The following is a 21053-nucleotide window of genomic DNA, read 5'->3' on the forward strand; positions in this document are numbered from 1 at the left end:
CAAGAAAAATATTGCGGTTAGGCAGGTAAATTTTGAAATTCCACCCCCAAGTCCCGGGCAGCCCTTTCTCCGGCAGCAGCGCCGGCGATAATCACCGCCGGCGCCCCAACAATATGGGCGGCGAGACCTTCCGCCGCCCCGGCCATATCCTCCGCAGTCAGGGCGATCAGACGGCGGAGATTTCGCTCCCGGTGGAGATCCTCTATCCCGGAGAGAAAACGGAAAAAATCGATAAACCCCTTTTCCGCGCCGGTCCGGGGGCGGGTTTCTTTGGAGTAGGTGCCGATAATGGTTTTTACCAGGGATTCTTCGTCCATCCCCTGGGCAGCGGCTTTCCCCAGGATAAGACCCATGGATTCCAGGGACCGCCGGGGGTTGGGATCCCGGTAGGTAGCAAAGAAAAAAACCCGTTCCCGGTTATTCGGATGGGCAAAGGCGTCATACGCCCCTCCCCGCATCCGGATATCCTCCCAGAGCGGGCCCGTGGAAAGCCAATGGGAAAGGGCCGCCTCCGCTGCCGCCGCCGGGGACAAAAAGGATGCGCCGGGCAGGGCCAAAGCGGCAAAACCGACCTGGAGGGAGGGGGAAACAAAAACTTCGGCCTGTGCCGCCGCCGGGGGATTTTTCCCGCTGATCAGAGCAAAAAAGGGATCCGCGCCCCCGGCCGCGGGATTCCGGGGCCGGGGGGGACCGAAGGGATACAGCCGCTCCGCCGCCCCCCGGAGGAAGCCGGGGAGGGATTCCCCGGAACCGCTGAGGTTTAACAGAAGCCCCCCCGCGGCGATCCGGTCCCGGAGGGAGGTCAAGGTACGGCTGATCTCCGCGGTATCCAGCTCCGCCAGGGTATGGATAAACCGAAGTTGATCCAGGCCCTCCCATAGTTCATTTATGGCGGTGGAACGGGAAAAATACCGGCCTGAACGGCAGAACGCATAACTATGCCCCCCCGGAGCCAGGCTTGCGTCCATCTCGTTTTTTGTTTCCAAAACCAGATCCCGGATCCGGCGGAGATCGGAAAAATCCGCCTCCCGGATAAGTTCTAGGGTCAGATCCAGGGCAGGGAAAAATTTTTCCTCCAGGGCTTTCAGGCGATAGACCAGCCAGTCTCGGCCGGAGAGATCCAGGACCCCTCCCGGGGTGGCCAGGGACCGGGTATCGGTAAGGGAGGAACCGGTGTGCAGCAGGGCATGTAAGCCCCCGGCGGTACGGGCGAGGAGGCTCGACACCTCCCCATAGTCCCGGCCGGGAAGGCCCACGGCAATCACGGCACTGGAAAAAAAGGGCAGCCAGGGGTAATCCGCCGGGGTAAGTATGTCCAGGGGGAAAGCCAGATCCCCGTAGATAATACCGTTGGTAAACACCCCGTGGGTAAGGGCCGGTATCCCCCGGGCATCCCGGAGCTCCCGGGGAATGGTTTCGACCTCCCCGGAAAGGTCCTGCCGGGAAAGGTGGGGGATCCGGGTCAGGGCTTCTTTCGAGTCCCCCGCAGCCTGGAGTTTTTCAAGCTCCGCGTTTTTTTCCACGATGGTCCGGCGTTCCCCCTCAGACAGGGCCGCCGCTTTTTGGGCCAGGGCCCCTGCCAGGGCGGCTTCCTTTTTTTCCAGGTATTCCGGTTCAGGTTCTACCAAAACCAGGGCCCGGTGGGGGTTATCCAAGAGGCGTTTTTGGATCAGGGATTCAAAAACACCTGCTTCCCGGGAGATCCGTTCTTTGAGGGCGGTAAAAGCCGGGACAAAAAGGAGCCGTTCCCAGGGTTTTTTCCCGTGGAGCCAGCCCCGGAAGGCCCGTTGCAGCCACACCAGGGAGAAGGGCCCCCCGGAACGGCGGATCTCCCGGTTGGAGAATTCCAGGGAGAGGAGGGCCGCCTCAATTTCTTCCCGGGGAATGCCTTCCCGAACCAGGCGGCGCAGTTCCCCCAGGATCAGGGCCTCCACCGCGGCCCCCGCTTCCTGTCCGCCCAGGGCTTCCCGGTCCTTTACCCCCCGGAGCCCCGCCACAAAAATGGTTTCCCGGAGTTCATTCACCAGACCCGTGACCGGGGAAATATCCTCCCCCAGGCCGGATTCGATAAGGGTCCGGGTCAGGGGGGAACCGTCGTGGCCCAGGAGGATCTCCGTAAGCACCGACAGGGCCATGGTTTCGGCGGAATCCGTGGAGTCGCCGCAGCGCCAGGAGAGGAATGCCGTGGTCTTCTGTTCCCCCCCGGCGGGGCAGGGAACCCGGAAGGTCCGGGGGCTATCCCACGGGGCGGCCTGGGGCAGGGGAGGGGCGGCCGTTCCCGGGGGGAGCCGGGAGAGGAACCGTTCATCCAGAAAGGCAAGCTGTTTTTCCGTGGGGATATTACCCGCCAGGAAGATCCGGCAGTTCGCCGGGGCGTACCGGGTCCGGTGAAATTCCTTCAAACCCTCCCAGGTCAGGTTCGGGATCGATTCCGGGTCCCCCCCGGATTCCAGGGCATAGGGGGTATCGGGGAGTACCGCCTTGACGGACCAGTGTTCGGCATAGGCGTCCAGGGCGGAGTAGGCCCCCTTCATCTCGTTGTATACCACCCCGGTGATCTGTAAGCCCCCGGCCGGGGACTCCCCCTCCGGGGCAAAGAACAAACGGTGGCCCTCCTGCATAAAAGTCCATTCCGAAAGAAGGGGCCGGAATACCGCGTCCCCGTATACGGCCATAAGGTTGAAATAATCATGCTCATTGACGGAGCTGGCGGGGTACAGGGTTTTATCGGGAAAGGTCCACGCGTTAAGGTAGGTCTGGAGGCTGCCCTGGGCCAGGACCCCGAAGGCGTCCCGCAGGGGATAGTTTTCCGAGCCGCAAAGAACCGAATGTTCCAGGATATGGGCGACCCCGGTGGAATCCTCCGGGGTGGTGGCAAAACCAAAGGCAAAGAGGTTTTCAGGATCTTCGTTTAAGATATGGAAAACCTCGGCCCCGCTTTTTTGGTGCCGGGCCCAAATACCGGCCGCTGCCAGCTCCGGAAGATCGACCAATTCCAAAATTTCAAAACCACTGTCCAGGATCTGTCCTGCCCGCAACGTTGTATTCATACCACATCCTCATCATCCAGAAGTATAATCCGGCCTTCTTCCCGGTTTAACCTGAACCAGGCAAGAAAATCCCGGGCCGCCGCATCCACCTCCACCTTGGGAACCGGACCGATCAGTTCCGTTTCTTCCCGAATCATCTCTTGGCGGCCGGCGGACAGATTGGCGTATATTTTTTCGGTAAATTCCCCGGAACGGCCCTTGAGGAGCAGCACGATATCCCGGTTGGACATGGACCGGAGTTTTTCCTGAAGGGGCCGGTTGTCGGCGCGGATCACGTCCTCCAGGGTATAGAGCCGTTCTTTTATATTCCGGCCCAAGCCGGGGTCGTTTTCCTCCAATTCCTGCAAAAGCCGGTCCCCAAAGGAGAGGTCCGAAGACTTGAGGATCGCCGTCAGGGCCCCCATGCCGTCCAGGCGGAGGGTTTCCTCCCTGCCGCGGCCTATGGCCCGGGCTTTTTCCCGGAGAACCGCTGCCACCCGCTCCAGGACCTCCGGGGCGGTCTTGTCCAGATGGGCGATCCGGCGGAGAATCTCCGCTTTCTGGTCCCCCGGGAGCTGGGTCAACAGGGCGGCGCTTAACTGCGGGGATAGCCGGGAGAGGACCACGGCGGAAGCTGCGGGGGATTCTTCCCGTAAAAGCAGGGCGAGCTGTTCCCCGGAAAAATCCTCTAAAAAACCAAAGGGATTTTCCTTACTTTCCGGAACGGCCTGGGTGAGGTAGGTTTCGCCCTGGACGGGCCCAAAGGCGGCGTATAAAAGCCGGCGGGCGGTTTCCACCCCCCCCGAGACTCCCCCGGAAAAACGATAGCCGGAATCCAGGATGGATCGGAATTCCGCCAGAATTGACTCCGCCTCCTCGGCGGTAATCCCCCGGACAGAGGCTATTTCCTTGGAAATAAGCTCCACCTGGTCTACTTCCAGTTGGGAGAGGATCTTCGCCGCCTCGTCTCCGCCGATAAGGATGAGGAATTTAGCTACCCGGCGGTATTTAGAATCCCCCTCCGGGGGTGGGGCCGCTTTTTTTGGGGGAAGGCCCCCGGGTAGCCCGGTTTTAAGTAATCCCGTACCCGGGACTTCTGGGGGGACGGTTTTGGACAAACCCGGCTCCACCGGAATTTGCCCTTTTTCAGCGGGACCTTTTTTTTGCAGGGTATGTTGGTATGCCGAAACCCCCCGAAGCTGGGCATGTTCCGGAATCGTATTCCTGTCCTTCAGTTTTGTTAACCCTCCCCCTAATATCTTACGATATTTTAAAAAAGGGGAAAAGGCCCCCGGAGCATGGGGTTCAAAAATTAGAAAAATTTATCTATAAATTTTATTGACAATCTAGTTAAGTAGGATATAATAGTAAAATAATACCAACAGTCGTAAGAAAATACAATATCTGGTAGATTTTATCATAGGATTATACTTCCCTCGATCTTCTACCAGAGCAATAAGGGAGAATCGATGCCGAATCAATTCTTTCACAGCAACGTTTCGATGGAGCGGAGCAATCAGTCCTACCTGGAACGGCCCCGCCTGGATCGCCTTTTGGAAGAGGCGATCCAACGCCCCATGGTTATAGTAACCGCCGGGGCAGGATATGGCAAGACCCAAGCGGTCTATTCCTTTGTGCGGAAGTATAACATGATGACCGCATGGTTGCAGCTTTCCCCCCAGGACAATTACCCCTGGCGTTTCTGGGAAAATTTTGTCCAGGCGGCGGCCTATAACAATGACGATACCCGGTATGGGCTGGCCCATACCGGGTTTCCTGAAACAAAGCGGCAGTTTGAGCGGTACCTCGCTATCCCCCGAAAGGTCGTAAATCCGGGGTTGAAATACATTTTTGTATACGACGATCTCCACCTGATCCAGGATAAAAAGATCCTCCGTTTTCTGGAGCAGACCCTTACCAGCCCCTTTCCCAGTATTACTTCCATTCTTATTTCCCGGACCGAACCGGCCCTGGACCTGGGAAGCATGGAAGCCCAGGGCAAGATAGCCCGAATCACCGAGATGGATCTCCGGTTTAGTCAGGAGGAGATCATTGCCTACTATAAGATGCAGCATATCGACCCGGGCTGGAATCTGTCGGATCTGTACCGGGACAGCGAGGGCTGGGCTTTTGCCATACACCTGGTGGGGTTGTCCCTCAAAAACGGAGCCGCCGCCACGGACTCCGGCCGCGCTTCCCTGCGGAGCAATATCTTCCCCCTGATCGAGCGGGAGGTGTTTTCCATCAATTCCCGGGGATTGCAGAAATTCCTCATCAAGCTCTCCCTGATCGATCACTATCCCGTGGAACTCATCGCCGAATTGGCCCCGGATCAAACCATCATCGAAGAACTGCAGCAGGTAAACTCCTTTATCCGCTTGGATACCTACCTGGATGAGTACCATATCCACCACCTGTTCCTGGAATTTTTAAGCGCCCGGCAGGGGGAATTAAGCGAGGACGAGAAAAAAGAGGTGTATACCAAGGCCGCCCGGTGGTGCGCCGTCCATGATTTGCGGATGGCCGCCATCGGTTATTTTGAAAAGGCCGGGGCCTACGGGGAACTCTTCGATACGGTGTATACCCTGCCCATGATTGTTCAGGAACGTACCGCCCAGTTTCTCTTGGAGCTTATGGACCGGGCGCCCCAGGAGATGTACCGGCAGTACCCCACCGCCTGGATCATCCATGCCCGGATGCTCTTTACCCTGGGACGTTTTGACAAGGCCCTGGCTGAACTCCAGGGGGTCATCAAGGAATACGAAAGCCTCCCCCCCTCGGCCTTTTCGGACCGGCTCCTCTCGGGCTGTTACCAGAGCCTGGGGTTTATCCACTTTATCACCTGCGTCCATACCCGGCAATACGATTTTGTCCCCTACTTTGAACGGGCCCATACCTATTACCAGCGGCTCCCCTACGCGATCGCCGCCCTGCGGGTTGCCGGCTTAAGTTCCTATATATGCCGGGTGGGAAGCCCTGAAAAGGGGGAGATGGAACGGTTCATCGAGGCTACCGCCCAGGCGATCCCCTGCCTGACCGCCACCATGGACGGCTGTTACTACGGTATGGACGACCTCGCCCGGACGGAATTGGCCTATTTCCGGGGAAAGCTGGAGGAGGCGGAAAAGTTTGCCCGGACAGCCCTGGCCAAATCCCGGGAACAGGCCCAGTATGAGATTGAAACCCGCAGCCTCTTCTACCTGCTCCGAATCAATTTGGCCTGGGGGGATTATGGGGAGGTTCAGGAGATCCTTAAAGCCCTGGAAGCCCAGTTGAAGGTGACCGAATATGTCAACCGCCAGATCTTCTACGATATCGTTACCGGCTGGTTTTATCTCCAGATCCGCCAGGCCGGGAAACTTGCCCCCTGGTTGACCAACGATTTTGAGGAAAGCGAGCTCAATTCCCTCATCCACGGAATGGAAACCCTGGTGCGGACCAAATGGCAGGTCTTTGAAAAACGTTACCCCGTTGCCCTGGCTGCCCTGGGGGACCGGGAAAACCAATACAGCCTGGGGGCCTTTTTGCTGGGCAAGATCACCACGAAGGTCCTGGAGGCGGTTTGCCTCAAGGAGCTTGATGATAAGGAGGGGGCCCTGGCGGCCTTAACCGAGGCCTATACCCTGGCGGAACCCAATGCCCTGGACATGTGCTTTATCGAAATCGGTAAGGATGTCCGGACCCTGGTAGAGATGGCCCTGCGGGAAAAAAACTGCGCCATTCCCCGGCCCTGGCTTGAGAAGATCCGGCGGGGCGCATCGGCCCACGCCCAACGGCTCTTTGAGGCGGCGGAACATTTCCGGGAACAGCGGCATCCGCCGGCTTCCCGGGGTTCGGGCCTTTCCCCCCGGGAACTGGCGGTGTTAACCGGTCTTTCCCAGGGCTTAACCCGGGAAGAAATTGCCGAGGACAGCGAAATTTCCATCAATACCGTGAAAAGTGTCATCAGAAATGTTTATAATAAACTGGGAGCGGTAAACCGTGCCGACGCGGTGCGGATCGCCGTTTCAAAAGGAATATTGAAAAACAATGAATGAGGATACAGCGGGATCACTTACCGGGCAGTTTTTTTACCCTGGTGCCTCGCCGGTGGCGGATAACCAAATTATTCTGAACCGGCCCCGGATACAGCAGCTTATGGACCAGGCGGTCCGGCACCGCCTGGTTACCGTGGTCGCCGGGGCGGGGTACGGTAAAACCCTGGCGGTTTATTCGTATCTCCGGAATACCCCCTTTAGGACCGTATGGATCCATTTGTCCGAGCGGGATAACAACAGTTGGCGGTTCTGGGAAAATTTCGTCCGGGCGGTGGCCTTTCTCAGCCCGGAAGGCGCCGCGAAAATGGCGGAAAACGGCTTTCCGGAAACAAAAGGGCAATTCGATCGGTATTTGCTCATTCCCCAGCGGAATGCAATACCGGATGTAAAATACGTCGCGGTGTTCGATGATTTTCACCTGATTCACAACGAACCGGTCCTGAATTTTCTGGAGTTATCTTCCACCGTTTCTTTCCGTAATTTGACTTCCATCCTTATTTCGCGGAAGGAACCGGCGATCAATACGGTCAGTCTCCTCTCCAAGGGGCTTCTGGCCAGAATAACCGAGGATGATCTTCGCTTTACCCCGGACGAAATGATCGACTACTTCCGGCTGGAGGATATTACCCTGCCCGAGGAAGCGGCCCGCAGCCTCTACCGGGATACCGAAGGCTGGGCCTTTGCCATACATCTGGCGGCATTGGCCTTAAAAAAGCGGGCCGATGAGGGTTACAGCCGCGGTTTTCTGAAGTTCAATATCTTCAACCGGATTGAACGGGAGCTTTTTTCCACCATTTCTGAAAAAATGCAGAAATATTTTATCAAATTCTCCCTGATCGAGCATCTCCCCCTCGAATTCATCAAGGGAATATCCGGGGGCGATCAGTTCATTGCAGAGATAGAGAAGATCGGGTCCTTCGTCAGGTACGATCCCTATCTGGACGCCTACCGGCTCCACCACCTGTTCCAGCAGTATCTCGTTGGTAAACAGGACCGCTTAACGGCGGAGGAAAAAAAAGAGGTCTATCTCCTGGCCGGAAACTGGTGCGAGAAAAACGGCCAGAAGATGGACGCCATCGGGTACTATGAAAAAGCCGGGGCCTATACTAAGCTGATGGAGGTGGTCTATACCCTCCCCCAGGTGCTGCCGGAGCATCTCATCCGTTTCCTCCTGGATATCATGGACCGGGCGCCGGAAAAACTGTACCAGGAAAGCCCCCGGGCCCCGGTCCTGCATACCCGGCTGCTCTTTACCCTGGGCAGGCTGGAAGAAGCCGCCGAGGAAGCCCGGGGACTCATAGAACGCTTTGAGGCCCTGCCTCCTTCGGTCCATAACAACCGGACCTTATACGGCAGCTACAACAACCTGGGCTTTATCGGGATGCTCTCCAGTCCCTTCACCCAAAACTACGAGTTCCCCCGCTTCTTTGAAAAGGCCCATCACTACTACCGCTTGGGCGGGGTAGAGATCCGGGGGACCGTTACCGTGACCAACCTGGTGCCCTATGCCTGTCGGGTGGGCCTTGCGAAAGAGGGGGAACTGGATCGGTATATCCAGGCGATGGCTGCCGCGGAACCCCATATCGTCGCCTCCGTGAACGGCTGCATCTGCGGTTTGACCGACCTCGCCCGGGCGGAAGCCGCCTATTTCAGGGGGGATCTGGATAATGCGGTAAAATTCGCCTACCAGGCCCTGTATAAGGCCCAACGGCGGAACCAATACGAGATTGAAACCCGCAGCCTCTTTTACCTCCTGCGCATAGCCCTTGTCCGGGGAAGATATACCAAAATCCCGGAGCTTTTCAAACTGCTGGATGCCCAGTTGGAAGTGACGGACTATGTAAACCGTACTGTTTTCTACGACATCTTCACCGGCTGGTTTTATGCCCATATCGGACAAACCGGCAAGGTTGCCCCCTGGATTCTGGAGGATCCCGAAGATACGGAGTTAAATTTCCTCATGCAGGGCCCGGAGATTCTGACCGGGATCAAGGGGTATCTTGCGGAAAAGCGATACGACGACGCCCTGGCCATAATAGAAAACAGGAGAGACTCCTATGGGCTGGGGGCCTATCTTCTGGGACGGCTGGAGATGAAGGTGCTGGAGGCGGTATGCCTCTACCACAAAGAAAAGCCGGAAGCGGCCCGGGAAGCCTTGGAAGCGGCCTACGAACTGGCACGGCCCGATGCCCTGGATATGCCGTTTATCGAGATGGGTAATCATATACGGCCCCTTATTCTTGCAGCCCTGAAGGACCACCACCACCGGATCCCTCCATCGTGGCTGGAGATGATCCTTAAAAATGCGTCGGCGTATGCGAAAAAAGTTTCGGTGACCCTCCAAAAATACCGGGAGCAGGAATCAACGCCGGATATGGTGTTATCCTCCCGGGAACGGAAGGTGTTGATCGGCCTCTCCCAGGGATTAACCCGGGACGAGATAGCCCGGGACAGGGCCCTTTCGCTTAATACCGTTAAAATGACCATCGGCGCGATCTACGATAAACTCGGAGCGGTCAACCGGGCCGACGCGATACGGATTGCCACTGCCCGGGGCATATTAAAAATCAATAATCCTGACGCCGGTAATCGTGGTTTGTAATAAAAGTAGTTGTAAGCCGCTTAATTTATCGAAAAAATCGAAAAAAAAAACATTTTTAGCCATTAGGGTGTATTACGTTCGTAAGTGATGCATAGAATGTTGATTATGGTACCTTGTTTAAAACTTTCGTTTTGAACGAGGCGCTAAGGAGACATTTTATGAACAGGTATCAGTATGCGGATACCCAGGAAAAACAGGAACAAAAAACATCCTCTTCCAATATTATAAACCGCCGGGAGATAGAACCCCTGCTGCTTAAGGCCTATAGGGTGGTTAAATCCTATGAAAAAGCAACGGATTGTGCCGTAGCAGTACTGGATCAAACCGGCCGTCCTATTAAAGGGTGCTGCCACACCTTTTGTAATTTCTGTAGAGAGAAACAGCAATCCTCCCCTGCCGAGGGAGATGCGGAAGCGTATCCGTGTCTTTCCCTGCATATAAACGGGGCAAACGAAGCCCAGCGCATGGGCGGCTCCTATATCTATGTCTGTGATGCAGGATTTATATTTTGGGCCAGTCCGCTTTATTCTACCGGACGTTTTGCGGGAGCGTTAATCGCAGGGAAGGTGCTTTCCGTGGAACGGCAGCAGGAAGCCGAAAAAATATACGAGTTCCTGCAAGGCAAGGTGGAGAAAGAAGAAATCGCGGACCGCCTTAAAAACATTCCGGTACGGACCTTTGAAGAGATCAAAGCCCTGGCCCAAATTTTGTTGGTTTGTTCGGAGCAGATATCCAAGACGCCTGAAGATTATATTGAAATCATCAAACACAAGGATGAACAGACTTCCCGCATGCCGCCGCCAATCAAATTATCACCAAGCCTGCGGGGCAAAAAAAATGTTGTTTCCGGATACTCCCTGGACCGGGAACGGCAGCTTTTGGCCGCCCTCAGGCGGGGGGACAATGAAACGGGGAAAAAGATCCTGAATCAAATTTTGGAAAATCTCTTTACCTCAAATCCCAATAATTTTGATTGTATCAAACTCCGGGCCATAGAGCTGGTAGTTCTCCTGTCCCGGGAAACGATAACCCCGGATGCCACCGAGGACAATACGCAGCTTGAAAAAAACAACCGCTACATACGCTATATTCAGGAAGCGCAAAACATTGGAGAGCTGACCGATGTTATGGCCAGCATTGTGGAACGCATGGGCGGACAGATTTTTTCCTTCCAGGGGGTACGCCACGCTTCGGCATTGCGGAAGGCGGAGCGGTATATATGGGAAAATTATACCCGGAAAATATGCCTTCAGGAAGTTGCCGACGCATCGGGGCTGTCGGCTCCTTATTTTAGTACCATTTTTAAAGAAGAAATGGGAGAGAACCTGTCGAATTATCTGAACCGCCTCCGGGTAGAAAAGGCCTCCGCCATGCTTACCGAAACCACCCTTCCCTTAAGCGAAATTGCCGGGGCCTGCGGATTTGAGGATCAAAGCTGGTTCTCAAAAATATTTAAAACGTATGCCGGGATCAGTCCGGGAAAGTACCGTGAAACCGGGGGAAACATCAATTCCCTTCCTCAGGACGAAAACGATCCCTATTCCTCATTATAGGTGAACCATGACAACCGAAGAAACCTTGACCAATGCAGCCGCCCAAACCGATCCCATTCTGCTTAAGGCCTATAAGCTGCTTTTACTGTATGCCAAAGCCACCGGCACCCTGGTGAGCGTCCATGATAAAAACTATCAACCCATACCGGAGGTATACCATGATTATATTCAGACGGAAAAAAACACCTGCTTTTATTGTATCAAATACATGGTCCCTGATAAACCGGGTAATAGCCGGGATTTAGTAAACACCCCCTGCGACGAACAGCACGTTAACGCGATTAAAGAGGCCCATCGTTTTGGCGGCTCCTATATCTATATGTGCGATCTGGGGTTTATGTTCTGGACAAGTCCCCTTTATTCCGAGGGCTCTTACGTGGGGTCCCTGCTGGTTACCGGTTTCCTGGGGGTTGACTGCCTGGAGACGAGCCATGCCCTTTCGATAATGACCCAGGGGCAGCTCTCCGAAGAGGAACTGCAGCAGCATCCGAAAAAATACCCCCTGGCGGAATCGGGAAAAATTAAAGCCCTGGCAGAACTCCTGTTGGTTTTGGCCGAATCCTTATCCACCGGCGCTGATGATTACCATGAAATTCTAAAACGCCGGGCGGAACAACAGTTCGATCTGTCCAACCAAATTGAGGAATTGAAAAAGCAATATCCCCAGGGGCAGCTGTCGCCGGGGTATTCGTTAAGCAAAGAGCGGCAGCTTTTGGGAGCTATCAGGCGGGGGGATAATGAAACGGGACGGAAGATACTGAACGAGCTTTTAGCGGTACTTTTGTTTTCAAATCCCGATCATTTTAAATTTATCCAATTTCGGGCCATCGAGTTGGTAGTGCTCCTTTCCCGGGCAAATGTAACTCCCGGTAATTCCGAAGAAGTCCTTTTGGAAACAAATAACTATTATCTTTGTCGCATACAGGAGGCTAGAAATATCGAAGAACTGACCGATATGCTCCACGCCATAGTAGAGCGTATGGCGGGGGACATCTTTTCGTTTAAGGGGGTGCGTCATGCCGCTGCGCTGCGTAAAGCGGAACGGTATATCTGGGATCATTATACCCGGCGGATAAGCCTCCAGGAAATAGCCGATGTATCCGGTCTTTCGGCTCCCTATTTCAGCACTATTTTTAAGGAAGAAATGGGGGAAAATCTTTCAAGTTACCTGAATCGTTTACGGGTGGAAAAGGCGGGCCGTTTATTAACCGAAACCGATTTATCCTTAAGCGAAATAGCAGGTTCCTGCGGTTTTGAAGATCAAAGCTGGTTTTCCAAGATCTTCAAAAATTACACCGGAATAAGTCCCGGAAAATACCGAACCAAGGGAGGAGGCAGGGTTTCTGAAATTTCAGAGGACAACTTTTCTATAGATTACCGCTCTATTATTGAAAAGTAATTTGGAATATTAAAATATATTACAATATTACGGTTGACGCTTGTTGGATAATGAATAATGGTAAGGAGTTTGTATGATTGATCTTAGTGAGATTTCATGTAGCTTGCAATCCGGCAAGGCGATGGAGACTTCCGCTCTCATAACCAAAGCGCTTGCGGAAAATTATAGTGTAGAAAGTATTCTTAAACAGGGTTTGATTCCGGGAATAAAAACAGTGGAAGAACGGCTGGTCCGTAACGAGATCCTTTCTCCCGAAATGGTGATCGCCGACCGGGCGATGAACATGGGCTTAAAAACACTGCGGCTTTTGATTCCCGCTCCCACCGGGGAGCCGGGCCCTGCGGTAATTATCGGAACCGTTAAGGGAGAACTGCGGGATATTGAAAAAAATCTTATCGCGGTTATGATGAAGGGCTTCGGATTCCGGGTGATGGATCTTGGCACGGGGGTTTCCCCGGAAAAGTTTATTCAGGCGGCTATTAACGAAAATGCCCAATTTATTACCGCTATTTCCATGGTCACCACCACCATGCATCAACTTAAGCTTATTGTACAGACCGCGGCGGCGGCAAATATACGGGATCGGGTAAAAATAATAGTCACAGGGAAGCCGGTAACGGAGAAATTTTGCCAGGCCATAGGCGCCGATATATATGCGCCGGATGCGGTAAGCGCCGCCGAGTTAGTCGCGGCCCAGTCTAAGGATGTTCCGGTGGCGATGCCGGCTTGATGGAAGGGTCCTCCGGGGCGTTCCGGGAGAAGGCATAGGCCCGCCGGGCCGCATCCTCCGGCATGGTGGCAAAGGCGCAGTAGTCCTTCATCTCGATACCGTCCACCAGGCGTCCCGGTACACCCCCGGCGCGCATCAAGAGCCGGGCCACATCCCCTGCGGAAGCGCCGTGGCGGCGGCCAAGGCCTATGTATACCCGGCTTTTGTTTTCCCGGCCTTTTTCCCCTTTCTTTTCAGTAAAACCCCTTCCTCCGTGCCGGCGGAGGAGCTTGGGATCATCAAAGGAGTGTCTTCCCCGCTTCCGTTCCGTTTCGTGGCTGGTCAATTCGTTTAATTCCATTACCGGGCTGTACCGGGAAAAATCCAGGGATTCCCCGTAATTTCCGGCGATAAGGGCAAGCACCGCCCCCTCGGCGCCCAAGGCATCGATGAGTTCCCGGCCTAACCGGGAGTGGAGCGGCGGGGCGAGGGCCGCGGGGCTTGCCTCCTCAGTGGGGGCCGGCGTATCCCCGTTCTGGGGAGCCGCGGCGATCACCGCCCGGCGGATCCGGTTCAGCGTGGCATCCATTATGGACTTTATCGGCGGAAGCCGCATCCACTCGATCCGGCTCCCCAAAACCCGTTCCATGCTCCGGGACAGGGCGTTGAGCCGGCCCCGCTCCGAGGGAAGCACCATGCTGACGGCTTTACCCCGCCGGCCTGCCCGGCCGGTACGGCCTATGCGGTGAACATAGGTCTCCCGGTCATTGGGCAGGTCCCAGTTCACCACATGGGTGAGCCGTTCTATATCAATACCCCGGGCAGCCACGTCGGTGGCCACCAGGATGGTGGTCAGTTTTGAACGGAACCGCCGCAGGGTCCGCTCCCGGGCTTCCTGGGTGAGATCCCCGTGGATGGCTTCCGCGGAATACCCCCCCTCTACCAATCGGCGGGCGAGCTCATCAGCGCCGGCCTTGGTGGCGCAAAAAACCAAGCCGTAAAAATCATCGGCCTCGTCTATCAGCCGCCGGAGCCCCTCCAGGCGGTCTTCCTTTTTTAAGACCAGGTAGTACTGGTCCACCGCGGGTTTTTCATCCTCCGGGACCGTATCTTCCAGGATCTCCACCTCGCCGATATATTCCTTGACTATCTTTAAAATGGCCTCGGGCATGGTAGCGGAGAACAGGGCCACCCGGCGATCGCTCCGCGTCCCCCGGAGGATGGTTTCCACATCCTCAAAAAAGCCCATGTCCAGCATTTCATCCGCCTCGTCCAGAATGAACCACTCAATGGCGGAGAGGTTCAGCACCTTCCGTTCCATCAGGTCCATGATCCGGCCGGGGGTTCCCACCACAATCTCCGTACCCCGTTTGAGGTCCAGGATCTGGTTTCTGATGGAGGAACCGCCATAAACCGCGGTTATCCGGGGATAGGGGCCCGGGGCAAAGGAGGCAATTTCTTTAGAAACTTGCAGGGCCAGCTCCCGGGTAGGGGTGAGGATCAATGCCCGGGGTTCGTGGCCCCCCTGGGTAAGCCGCTCCACCAGGGGTATCCCAAAGGCGGCGGTCTTGCCGGTGCCGGTCCGAGCCTTAACCACGAGGTGCCCCTGGTCTGCCAGGAGCCGGGGCAGGGCAATGGACTGAATAGAACTGGGCGCCTCAAATCCCTTCTGGGTAAGGGCCGCCAGCACTCCCTCGGATAAGCCAAAGGAAGCAAAAGGATGGTCGTTAGAAATTATCATATTTTCAATTATATAGTACTCAATGCGGAATATTCCGTCAATAGCCCGATACCCAGGCTAAAAACTAATATAGAGAAGAATTTTACCACGAACCAACACGAACAGACACGAACGGAAGAATGAAATACCGCTGAGAGGCGCCATCCCTGATCTTACGCCTATTTGGTGTACTTTTAAGCAAAAACATGGTATACTGGCATCTTGTAAAGGCTAATATATACAGAATTTAAGAAATTCACCACAGGGTGGACCGTTGCGCGGTCAATTAAATGAGCATACGGCGAATAAGGAATTACGGGTGACGAGTGGGTGCTTCCTCATGCTTCACTTTTCCTTTTTAATTCTTCTCCCTTCCTTTTTCGCCTTTTTCGCCTTTGTGGTGAATTTCTTCTATATATTAGTGTTTACCGGTTCCAAGGCGGTGTTATTGAAAAGGTGGTTTAAAGGTGGGGATCGTAAAAAAGGTTATCAAAATCGTCATGGGCCTGGCCGCTTTAGTGGCGGTGGGATCGGTTTTGATTAACCTGGGCATGATCAAGGGCGCTGAAAAGTACATATATGCCCATATCGACGATATACCGGATAAAACAACGGTGCTTGTCCTGGGGTCCCAGACCCGGGGAACGCGGCTTTCCCGGGTTTTGGAAGACCGGGTTATCGGGGGGATTGCCCTCATCGAAGCCGGAACCGGGAAAAAGCTTTTGCTTTCCGGTGACCACGGGGAGCGGTATTACGATGAGGTAAATGCCATGCGGCTTTATGTGCTGGCCCAGGCGCCGGGTATTGCCGAAGCGGACATCTTTATGGACCACGCGGGGTTTAATACCTACGATTCCATGTACCGGGCCCGGGATGTTTTTGAGGTACGGGATGTGATCATCGTTACCCAGCAGTTTCATGTAAGCCGGGCGGTATACATAGCCCGCAGCCTGGGGCTCGACGCGGTCGCCTATGCCCAAAGCCAGGAAAAATTCGCCTTCCGTACCAAAATGTCATGGGAGATCCGGGAGTATCTGGCCCGGGTGAAGGCGTTTATTTATGTCACCTTTAAGCCCAAACCCCGGTATCTGGGGGACAAGATCCCCATTTCCGGGGACGGCAGAAAAACCTGGATATAGGCCGGGCTAACAATATTTTTTCAGCAATTTTCAGTTTCAACAAAAGAAAGAAAAACCACGAACGACACGAACCGCACGAACTTTTCATTTAAAAGGCATAGTTTTAAGGGAATTAAAAATTAAGAATGAAAAGCCCTTCTTCCTCCCTCCTCTCTTAATTATTCTTCCTTCCTACCTTCTGCGCCTTTGTAGTTATTTCTTCCTCTTCATTCGTGGTGTTCGCGTGGTTCGTGGTTATTTTACCTTGAGCATTGTTGACATTTTTCTTAATCTACTTGCAAAATAATTCCGCCATGGTTATACTATTCCCATGTCTCAGGCAACGGCAGCCATAAAGGCAGTATTCGTCCGACGGCGCCCAACTATGATCGTTGGCTCCGCTGACGGGTAATTTCGTAGAACAGGATCCCTGCGGCAACAGATACATTGAGCGAATCCACTCTGCCCTGGGAGGGGATGGCCACCAGGACATCGCAGCTCTCCCGGAGGAGCCGGGAAATGCCGGTTCCTTCTCCGCCCAGGATCAGGGCGGCACGGCCCCGGAGATCCTGGGTGTACACCGGTTCCCCGGCCATGTCGGCGCCGTAGATCCAGAACCCCGCGGCCTTTAAGTCCCCCACCGCCCGGATCAGGTTGGCCGTCTCCGCCACGGAAACCCAGGAAACCGCCCCCGCGGAGGTATGGGCGATCACCTCCGCGTGTTTGGCAATACGCCGGTTCCGGGTAAGTACCAGGTCCACCCCAAACTGATCGCAGGAACGGAGGATGGCCCCGTAATTGTGGGGGTCGGTGATTTCATCCAGCACCGCCACCAGAACGTCGGTCCGGTCCCCCAGGCCCGCCAAAAACCCTTCCAGGGTAATATCCTCAGGGGAGCCGGGATCTTCCACCGGTAAAACAATTCCCCGGTGATCCGGGGCAAGGTGATCAAGCTCATGGGTCCCCACCCGGTCAATCCGGATCTTATGTTCCATTGCCAGGGCAATGATCTCCCGGGCCCGGGGACCCGCCTTTGCCACGAGGAGGGAACCAACGGCTTTTCCCGATTTTATCTGCTCTTCAATGGCATGAAATCCGGTTAAATACCACATGAGGACCCTCAGCCCAAGTCGTAGGTCTTGCCGTACTGGACGATCTCCGTATGGGCAAAACCTTTTTCGATAAGGTACTTCTTAAAGGCGCTCTGGGCCTTAGGCTCCCCGTGGACCAGGAGAATCTGTTTTAAGCGGGAAGTATCCAGCGACTGAAGCCACTGGCCGGCCTCAAAATAATCCGCATGGGCGCTGAAGGCGTTGATCTCCTCCACCTGGGCCTTCCGCTTAAACCACTGATCGTGGATCTTCACCTCCGCCGCCTTATCACGGATCCGCCGGCCCAGGGTGTCCTGGGCCATATAACCCACCGTCAGAATGGTGGTATTGGGATCGCCGATATTGTGGATCAGGTGATGCTGAATCCGTCCGGCCTCACACATACCGTCGGCGGAAATAATGATGAGGGGCCCCTGCTTGTTGTTCAGGGCCTTGGACTCCTCTACGCTGGTGGTAAAGTGGAGATTGTTAAACCCAAAGGGATTTTTGTGGTGCTTGATAAAAGCTTCGTGGATCTCCTCATCATAACATTCGGGGTGTACCTGAAAGATGGTAGTGGCATTGGCAGCCATGGGCGAATCCACATAAATCGGAATCTCCGGAATGGCGCCTTCATCCACCAGCAGGTGAAAATAATAGACCAGCTCCTGGGTCCGTTCAATGGCAAAGGCAGGGATGAGGATCTTCCCCCTGCTGCGGGCGGTCCGCCGGGCAATTTCGGCGAGTTTCTTCATGGCATCCTCGGAGGTATCGTGCCGGCGGTCGCCGTAGGTACTCTCCAGGATGATATAATCCGGCGCGGGAACCCGGTCCGGATCCCGAATAATCGGCTTATCCTTACGGCCAAGATCGCCGGAACAGAGGATTTTGGTTTCCGCTCCGTCTTTTTTTACGGTGATCATGGCCATGGCGGAACCAAGAATATGACCGGCATCGTAAAATTCCAGTTCCACTCCCTCCCCTAAAAAAAGGGGACGGTTATAGGAGATCCCGATGATTTGCCCGGTGGCCCGGATCACATCCTGTTCATCATAGAGGGGTTCCCAGGTGAATTTTTTATTCTGCTTATGGGCTTGTTTGCGCAGATACGCCGCGTCCCGGGCCTGAATATGGGCCGAATCCATCATGATAAGGCTGGCGATATCCCTGGTTGCCGGGGTCGCATAGATATTTCCCCGGTAACCCTTTTTGGTAAGCAGCGGTAAAAGGCCGCAATGGTCATAGTGGCCGTGGGTAACCACTACCCCCTGGATACGATCGATGGGGATGCCGAAATTCCGGTTTTTCCGGTCCGCCTCCGCCCTGCTGCCCTGAAAAGCGCCGCAATCGATGAGGTAATTCTGGCCGTTAACCGTGATTACATGTTTGGAACCGGTAACTTCCTCAGCCGCGCCAAGGGAATAAAAACTAATATCCATGCCTTCTCCACCGGGCAAGTTTACCGGGAATTATCGGATCCGTATAGCCCTGGATGCGGAAATAGTATATAGTAACCCCTATTAGGGAGGATTTTATGGCACATCATGAAGTTTTGGGGCCCCAGGTACGGCCCCCATTGGGCTATTGGATACCCTTGAGTATTCAACATGTTTTTGCTATGTTCGGCGCAACCATCCTGGTCCCGCTGCTGACCGGCTTGAATCCGTCCACCGCCCTCTTTACCGCCGGTACCGGGACCTTGATCTATATCCTGGTGACCGGCGCCCGGGTTCCCGCTTTTTTGGGTTCGTCCTTTGCCTTTATTCCGGCCTTGATCGGCATATCTGCCGCCTTTGGCATGCCCTATGCCTTGGGCGGGGCCTTTGTGGCGGGGATTTTTTACTGCGTGGTGGGATGTATTATCCGGTTTGCGGGGAAGGGCTGGCTGGACAAGGCCCTGCCGCCGGTGGTAATCGGTTCGGTTATCGTGGTGATAGGCCTCAACCTGGCGCCGACCGCCATGACCATGGCCATGAACGACGGCGGCGGCAACTACAGCCTGGTGATGTTTTCCATCGCCCTGGTTACCCTGGGGATAACCGTGGCGGCAAATATTTTTCTGAAGGGCTTTTTCAGTACCATCCCCATCCTCATCGGCCTGGTGGCGGGGTACCTCTTTACCCTGATCATGGGGATGTTCTTCCCCGCCTATGCGATTATCGATTTTCAAAGTGTGCGGGATGCCCCCTGGTTTGGGCTGCCCCAGTTTGGCATCCCCCGGTTTAACATCGTCGCGGTATCGACCTTTGTGATCGTGTCCTTGGCGACCATCTGTGAACATCTGGGGGATACCCTGGTAACCAGTAAGGTGGTGGGCCAGGATTTTTACAAAAACCCCGGCTTACACCGCACCCTGGCGGGGGACGGCCTGGCCACCACCTGGGCGAGCCTGTGGGGCGGGCCTCCGAACACCACCTACGGTGAAAATATCGGGGTTATGGCCATAACCCGGGTGTATTCGGTCTGGGTTATCGGCGGCGCCGCAGTCATCGCCGTGGTCCTCTCGTTTTTCCAAAAATTCGGTGCCCTGATCAGAACCATCCCCACCCCGGTGATGGGGGGGATCTCCATGCTGCTTTTCGGGATCATCGCCTCCAGCGGGCTGCGGACCATTGTGGAAAGCGGGGTAGATTACAAGGACAAGCGGAACCTCACCATAAGTTCGGTGATCTTTGTCATCGGCATCGGGGGGGGCAAACTGGCCTTTGCCATAACCGAGGGGCTGCAGTTTGAACTTGCCGGGGTTGCCCTGGCCACGGTGGTGGGGATCATCCTCAACCTCATCTTCCCCCCAAGCCGGGGAACCATTAAGACCGATTAGCGGCAGGGCAGGGAAAAACCCGCGAAAAACACGCTCCTTTTGCTTCGATATTCCGGAATCCACCTGAATGCTCTCCTTTGTTTGTGAGCTTCGGGTGGTTCGTGGTTTTTTTGTCTTTTTTTTACCAAATTACTAGCCCTAGGCTTGCTAAATACGAGGCAAACTATTATAATGCCCCCTAGTTTAGCGTTGGGGTCTCGGGGAGATCCTGATGCCGTGTTGTCCTATAAGGGACAGTCCATGTCCACCTTTAGAAAAATCGTTATTTCAGTGCAAATTTCAATGCAAAAGGAGAAAAAAAATGAAGAGGATGTTGTTCATTTTCGTGGGATTGGCGATGATCTCCATCCATGGATTTGCCCTTGGAGGTTCTGATTCAAGCGCTAGCCGTAAGGGAGAGGGGGGTACCCAGTATGTGATTGAAACCCCCAATCTTGATGAGGTCAGGATACAGGTTCCGCTGCCCCGCAGGAATGCGGGTATTCAGCGGGCGGGGAGTCCGGTCTATGCCCTTCCGGCTGATGCCTTGGCTCCCGAGGCGGAACGCATTCCCCCGCCGGTATATGCGATTTCCGGGGTCAGGGGCCAGGAAATACGGGAAGTAAAGGAATTACGGGAAATCGGAAGAAATACCTATGCAGTGACCTGGGAAGTCGTTGACATCGTGGTTGAATTGCCCGAAGGCGAGACCTTCTCTCAGGGCATATTAGAAGGGGAAGATGTCAGTGATTGGATTGAAAACCTTCCCGACGGGCTTGAAGCAACGGCCCACAAGGTAAAGAAGGGTGCAAACTCCATCAAAATCTATATTTCCGGTATCCCAACCGTAACGATGCGGGAGCTGATCCGGGTGAATATCCCCGGAACCTACCTTACCCGCGGGAATTCCCGGGCCTTTGTTTCACCGACAGAAGAGGCATCCTTCCAGTCTTGGCAAGAAGGTCAAACCGCCGCGGATAACAACTAACCGGTAA

General features: G+C 54.8%; 13 protein-coding genes. 8 read left to right on the forward strand and 5 right to left on the reverse strand.

Annotated features, from left to right (window positions below):
- Nucleotides 1–17 precede the first annotated feature (17 nt).
- Both LQZ21_RS05375 and LQZ21_RS05380 read right to left on the reverse strand, forming a co-directional pair.
- Nucleotides 18–3050: an insulinase family protein gene (locus LQZ21_RS05375; RefSeq protein WP_411043210.1), complete on the reverse strand. Its 3033-nt coding sequence runs from the start codon at nt 3048–3050 to the stop codon at nt 18–20.
- Nucleotides 3047–4147 (reverse strand): flagellar motor switch protein FliG, encoded by a 1101-nt coding sequence (locus tag LQZ21_RS05380; RefSeq protein WP_411043211.1) that lies wholly within the window; start codon nt 4145–4147, stop codon nt 3047–3049. The genes LQZ21_RS05375 and LQZ21_RS05380 overlap by 4 nt, the downstream gene beginning before the upstream one ends.
- Nucleotides 4148–4498: 351 nt before the next feature.
- Here LQZ21_RS05380 and LQZ21_RS05385 point away from each other — a divergent pair, with 351 nt between their 5' ends.
- From LQZ21_RS05385 to LQZ21_RS05405, 5 genes are all read left to right on the forward strand, one after another.
- Nucleotides 4499–7066 (forward strand): LuxR C-terminal-related transcriptional regulator, encoded by a 2568-nt coding sequence (locus LQZ21_RS05385; protein ID WP_411043212.1) that lies wholly within the window; start codon nt 4499–4501, stop codon nt 7064–7066.
- A complete protein-coding gene (locus LQZ21_RS05390; RefSeq protein ID WP_411043213.1) occupies nt 7059–9668 on the forward strand; it encodes a helix-turn-helix transcriptional regulator in 2610 nt (869 codons plus the stop codon). The genes LQZ21_RS05385 and LQZ21_RS05390 overlap by 8 nt, the downstream gene beginning before the upstream one ends.
- A 158-nt stretch (nt 9669–9826) precedes the next feature.
- Nucleotides 9827–11221, forward strand: a complete 1395-nt coding sequence (locus LQZ21_RS05395; protein ID WP_411043214.1) for a helix-turn-helix domain-containing protein — start codon at nt 9827–9829, stop codon at nt 11219–11221.
- A gap of 7 nt (nt 11222–11228) precedes the next feature.
- The gene (locus LQZ21_RS05400) at nt 11229–12620 is read left to right on the forward strand and encodes a helix-turn-helix domain-containing protein (RefSeq protein WP_411043215.1); all 1392 of its coding nucleotides are present in this window, start codon (nt 11229–11231) and stop codon (nt 12618–12620) included.
- Between the two features lie 73 nt (nt 12621–12693).
- Entirely contained in the window at nt 12694–13350 is a 657-nt protein-coding gene (locus LQZ21_RS05405; RefSeq protein WP_411043216.1) for a cobalamin-dependent protein, read from the forward strand.
- Here the strand turns inward: LQZ21_RS05405 and LQZ21_RS05410 are convergent.
- Nucleotides 13319–15070, reverse strand: coding sequence for a DEAD/DEAH box helicase (locus tag LQZ21_RS05410; protein ID WP_411043217.1), 1752 nt, complete (start codon nt 15068–15070; stop codon nt 13319–13321). The genes LQZ21_RS05405 and LQZ21_RS05410 overlap by 32 nt on opposite strands.
- Nucleotides 15071–15516: 446 nt before the next feature.
- Between LQZ21_RS05410 and LQZ21_RS05415 the strand changes: the two genes are divergently transcribed.
- The gene (locus LQZ21_RS05415) at nt 15517–16188 is read left to right on the forward strand and encodes a SanA/YdcF family protein (RefSeq protein ID WP_411043218.1); all 672 of its coding nucleotides are present in this window, start codon (nt 15517–15519) and stop codon (nt 16186–16188) included.
- A 362-nt stretch (nt 16189–16550) separates the two neighbouring features.
- Here the strand turns inward: LQZ21_RS05415 and rlmB are convergent, their stop codons facing one another.
- Nucleotides 16551–17279, reverse strand: coding sequence for a 23S rRNA (guanosine(2251)-2'-O)-methyltransferase RlmB (rlmB, locus tag LQZ21_RS05420; RefSeq protein WP_411043219.1), 729 nt, complete (start codon nt 17277–17279; stop codon nt 16551–16553).
- Between the two features lie 8 nt (nt 17280–17287).
- A complete protein-coding gene (locus LQZ21_RS05425; protein WP_411043220.1) occupies nt 17288–18697 on the reverse strand; it encodes an MBL fold metallo-hydrolase RNA specificity domain-containing protein in 1410 nt (469 codons plus the stop codon).
- Between the two features lie 95 nt (nt 18698–18792).
- Between LQZ21_RS05425 and LQZ21_RS05430 the strand changes: the two genes are divergently transcribed.
- Nucleotides 18793–20079, forward strand: coding sequence for a solute carrier family 23 protein (locus LQZ21_RS05430; RefSeq protein WP_411043221.1), 1287 nt, complete (start codon nt 18793–18795; stop codon nt 20077–20079).
- A gap of 301 nt (nt 20080–20380) precedes the next feature.
- On the forward strand, nt 20381–21046 hold the full coding sequence (locus LQZ21_RS05435) for a hypothetical protein (RefSeq protein WP_411043222.1): 666 nt from the start codon (nt 20381–20383) through the stop codon (nt 21044–21046).
- The last annotated feature ends 7 nt before the right edge of the window (nt 21047–21053 follow it).

The sequence above is a fragment of the Treponema sp. TIM-1 genome (genome assembly GCF_046533115.1).
Classification (GTDB): domain Bacteria; phylum Spirochaetota; class Spirochaetia; order Treponematales; family Breznakiellaceae; genus JAIRMO01.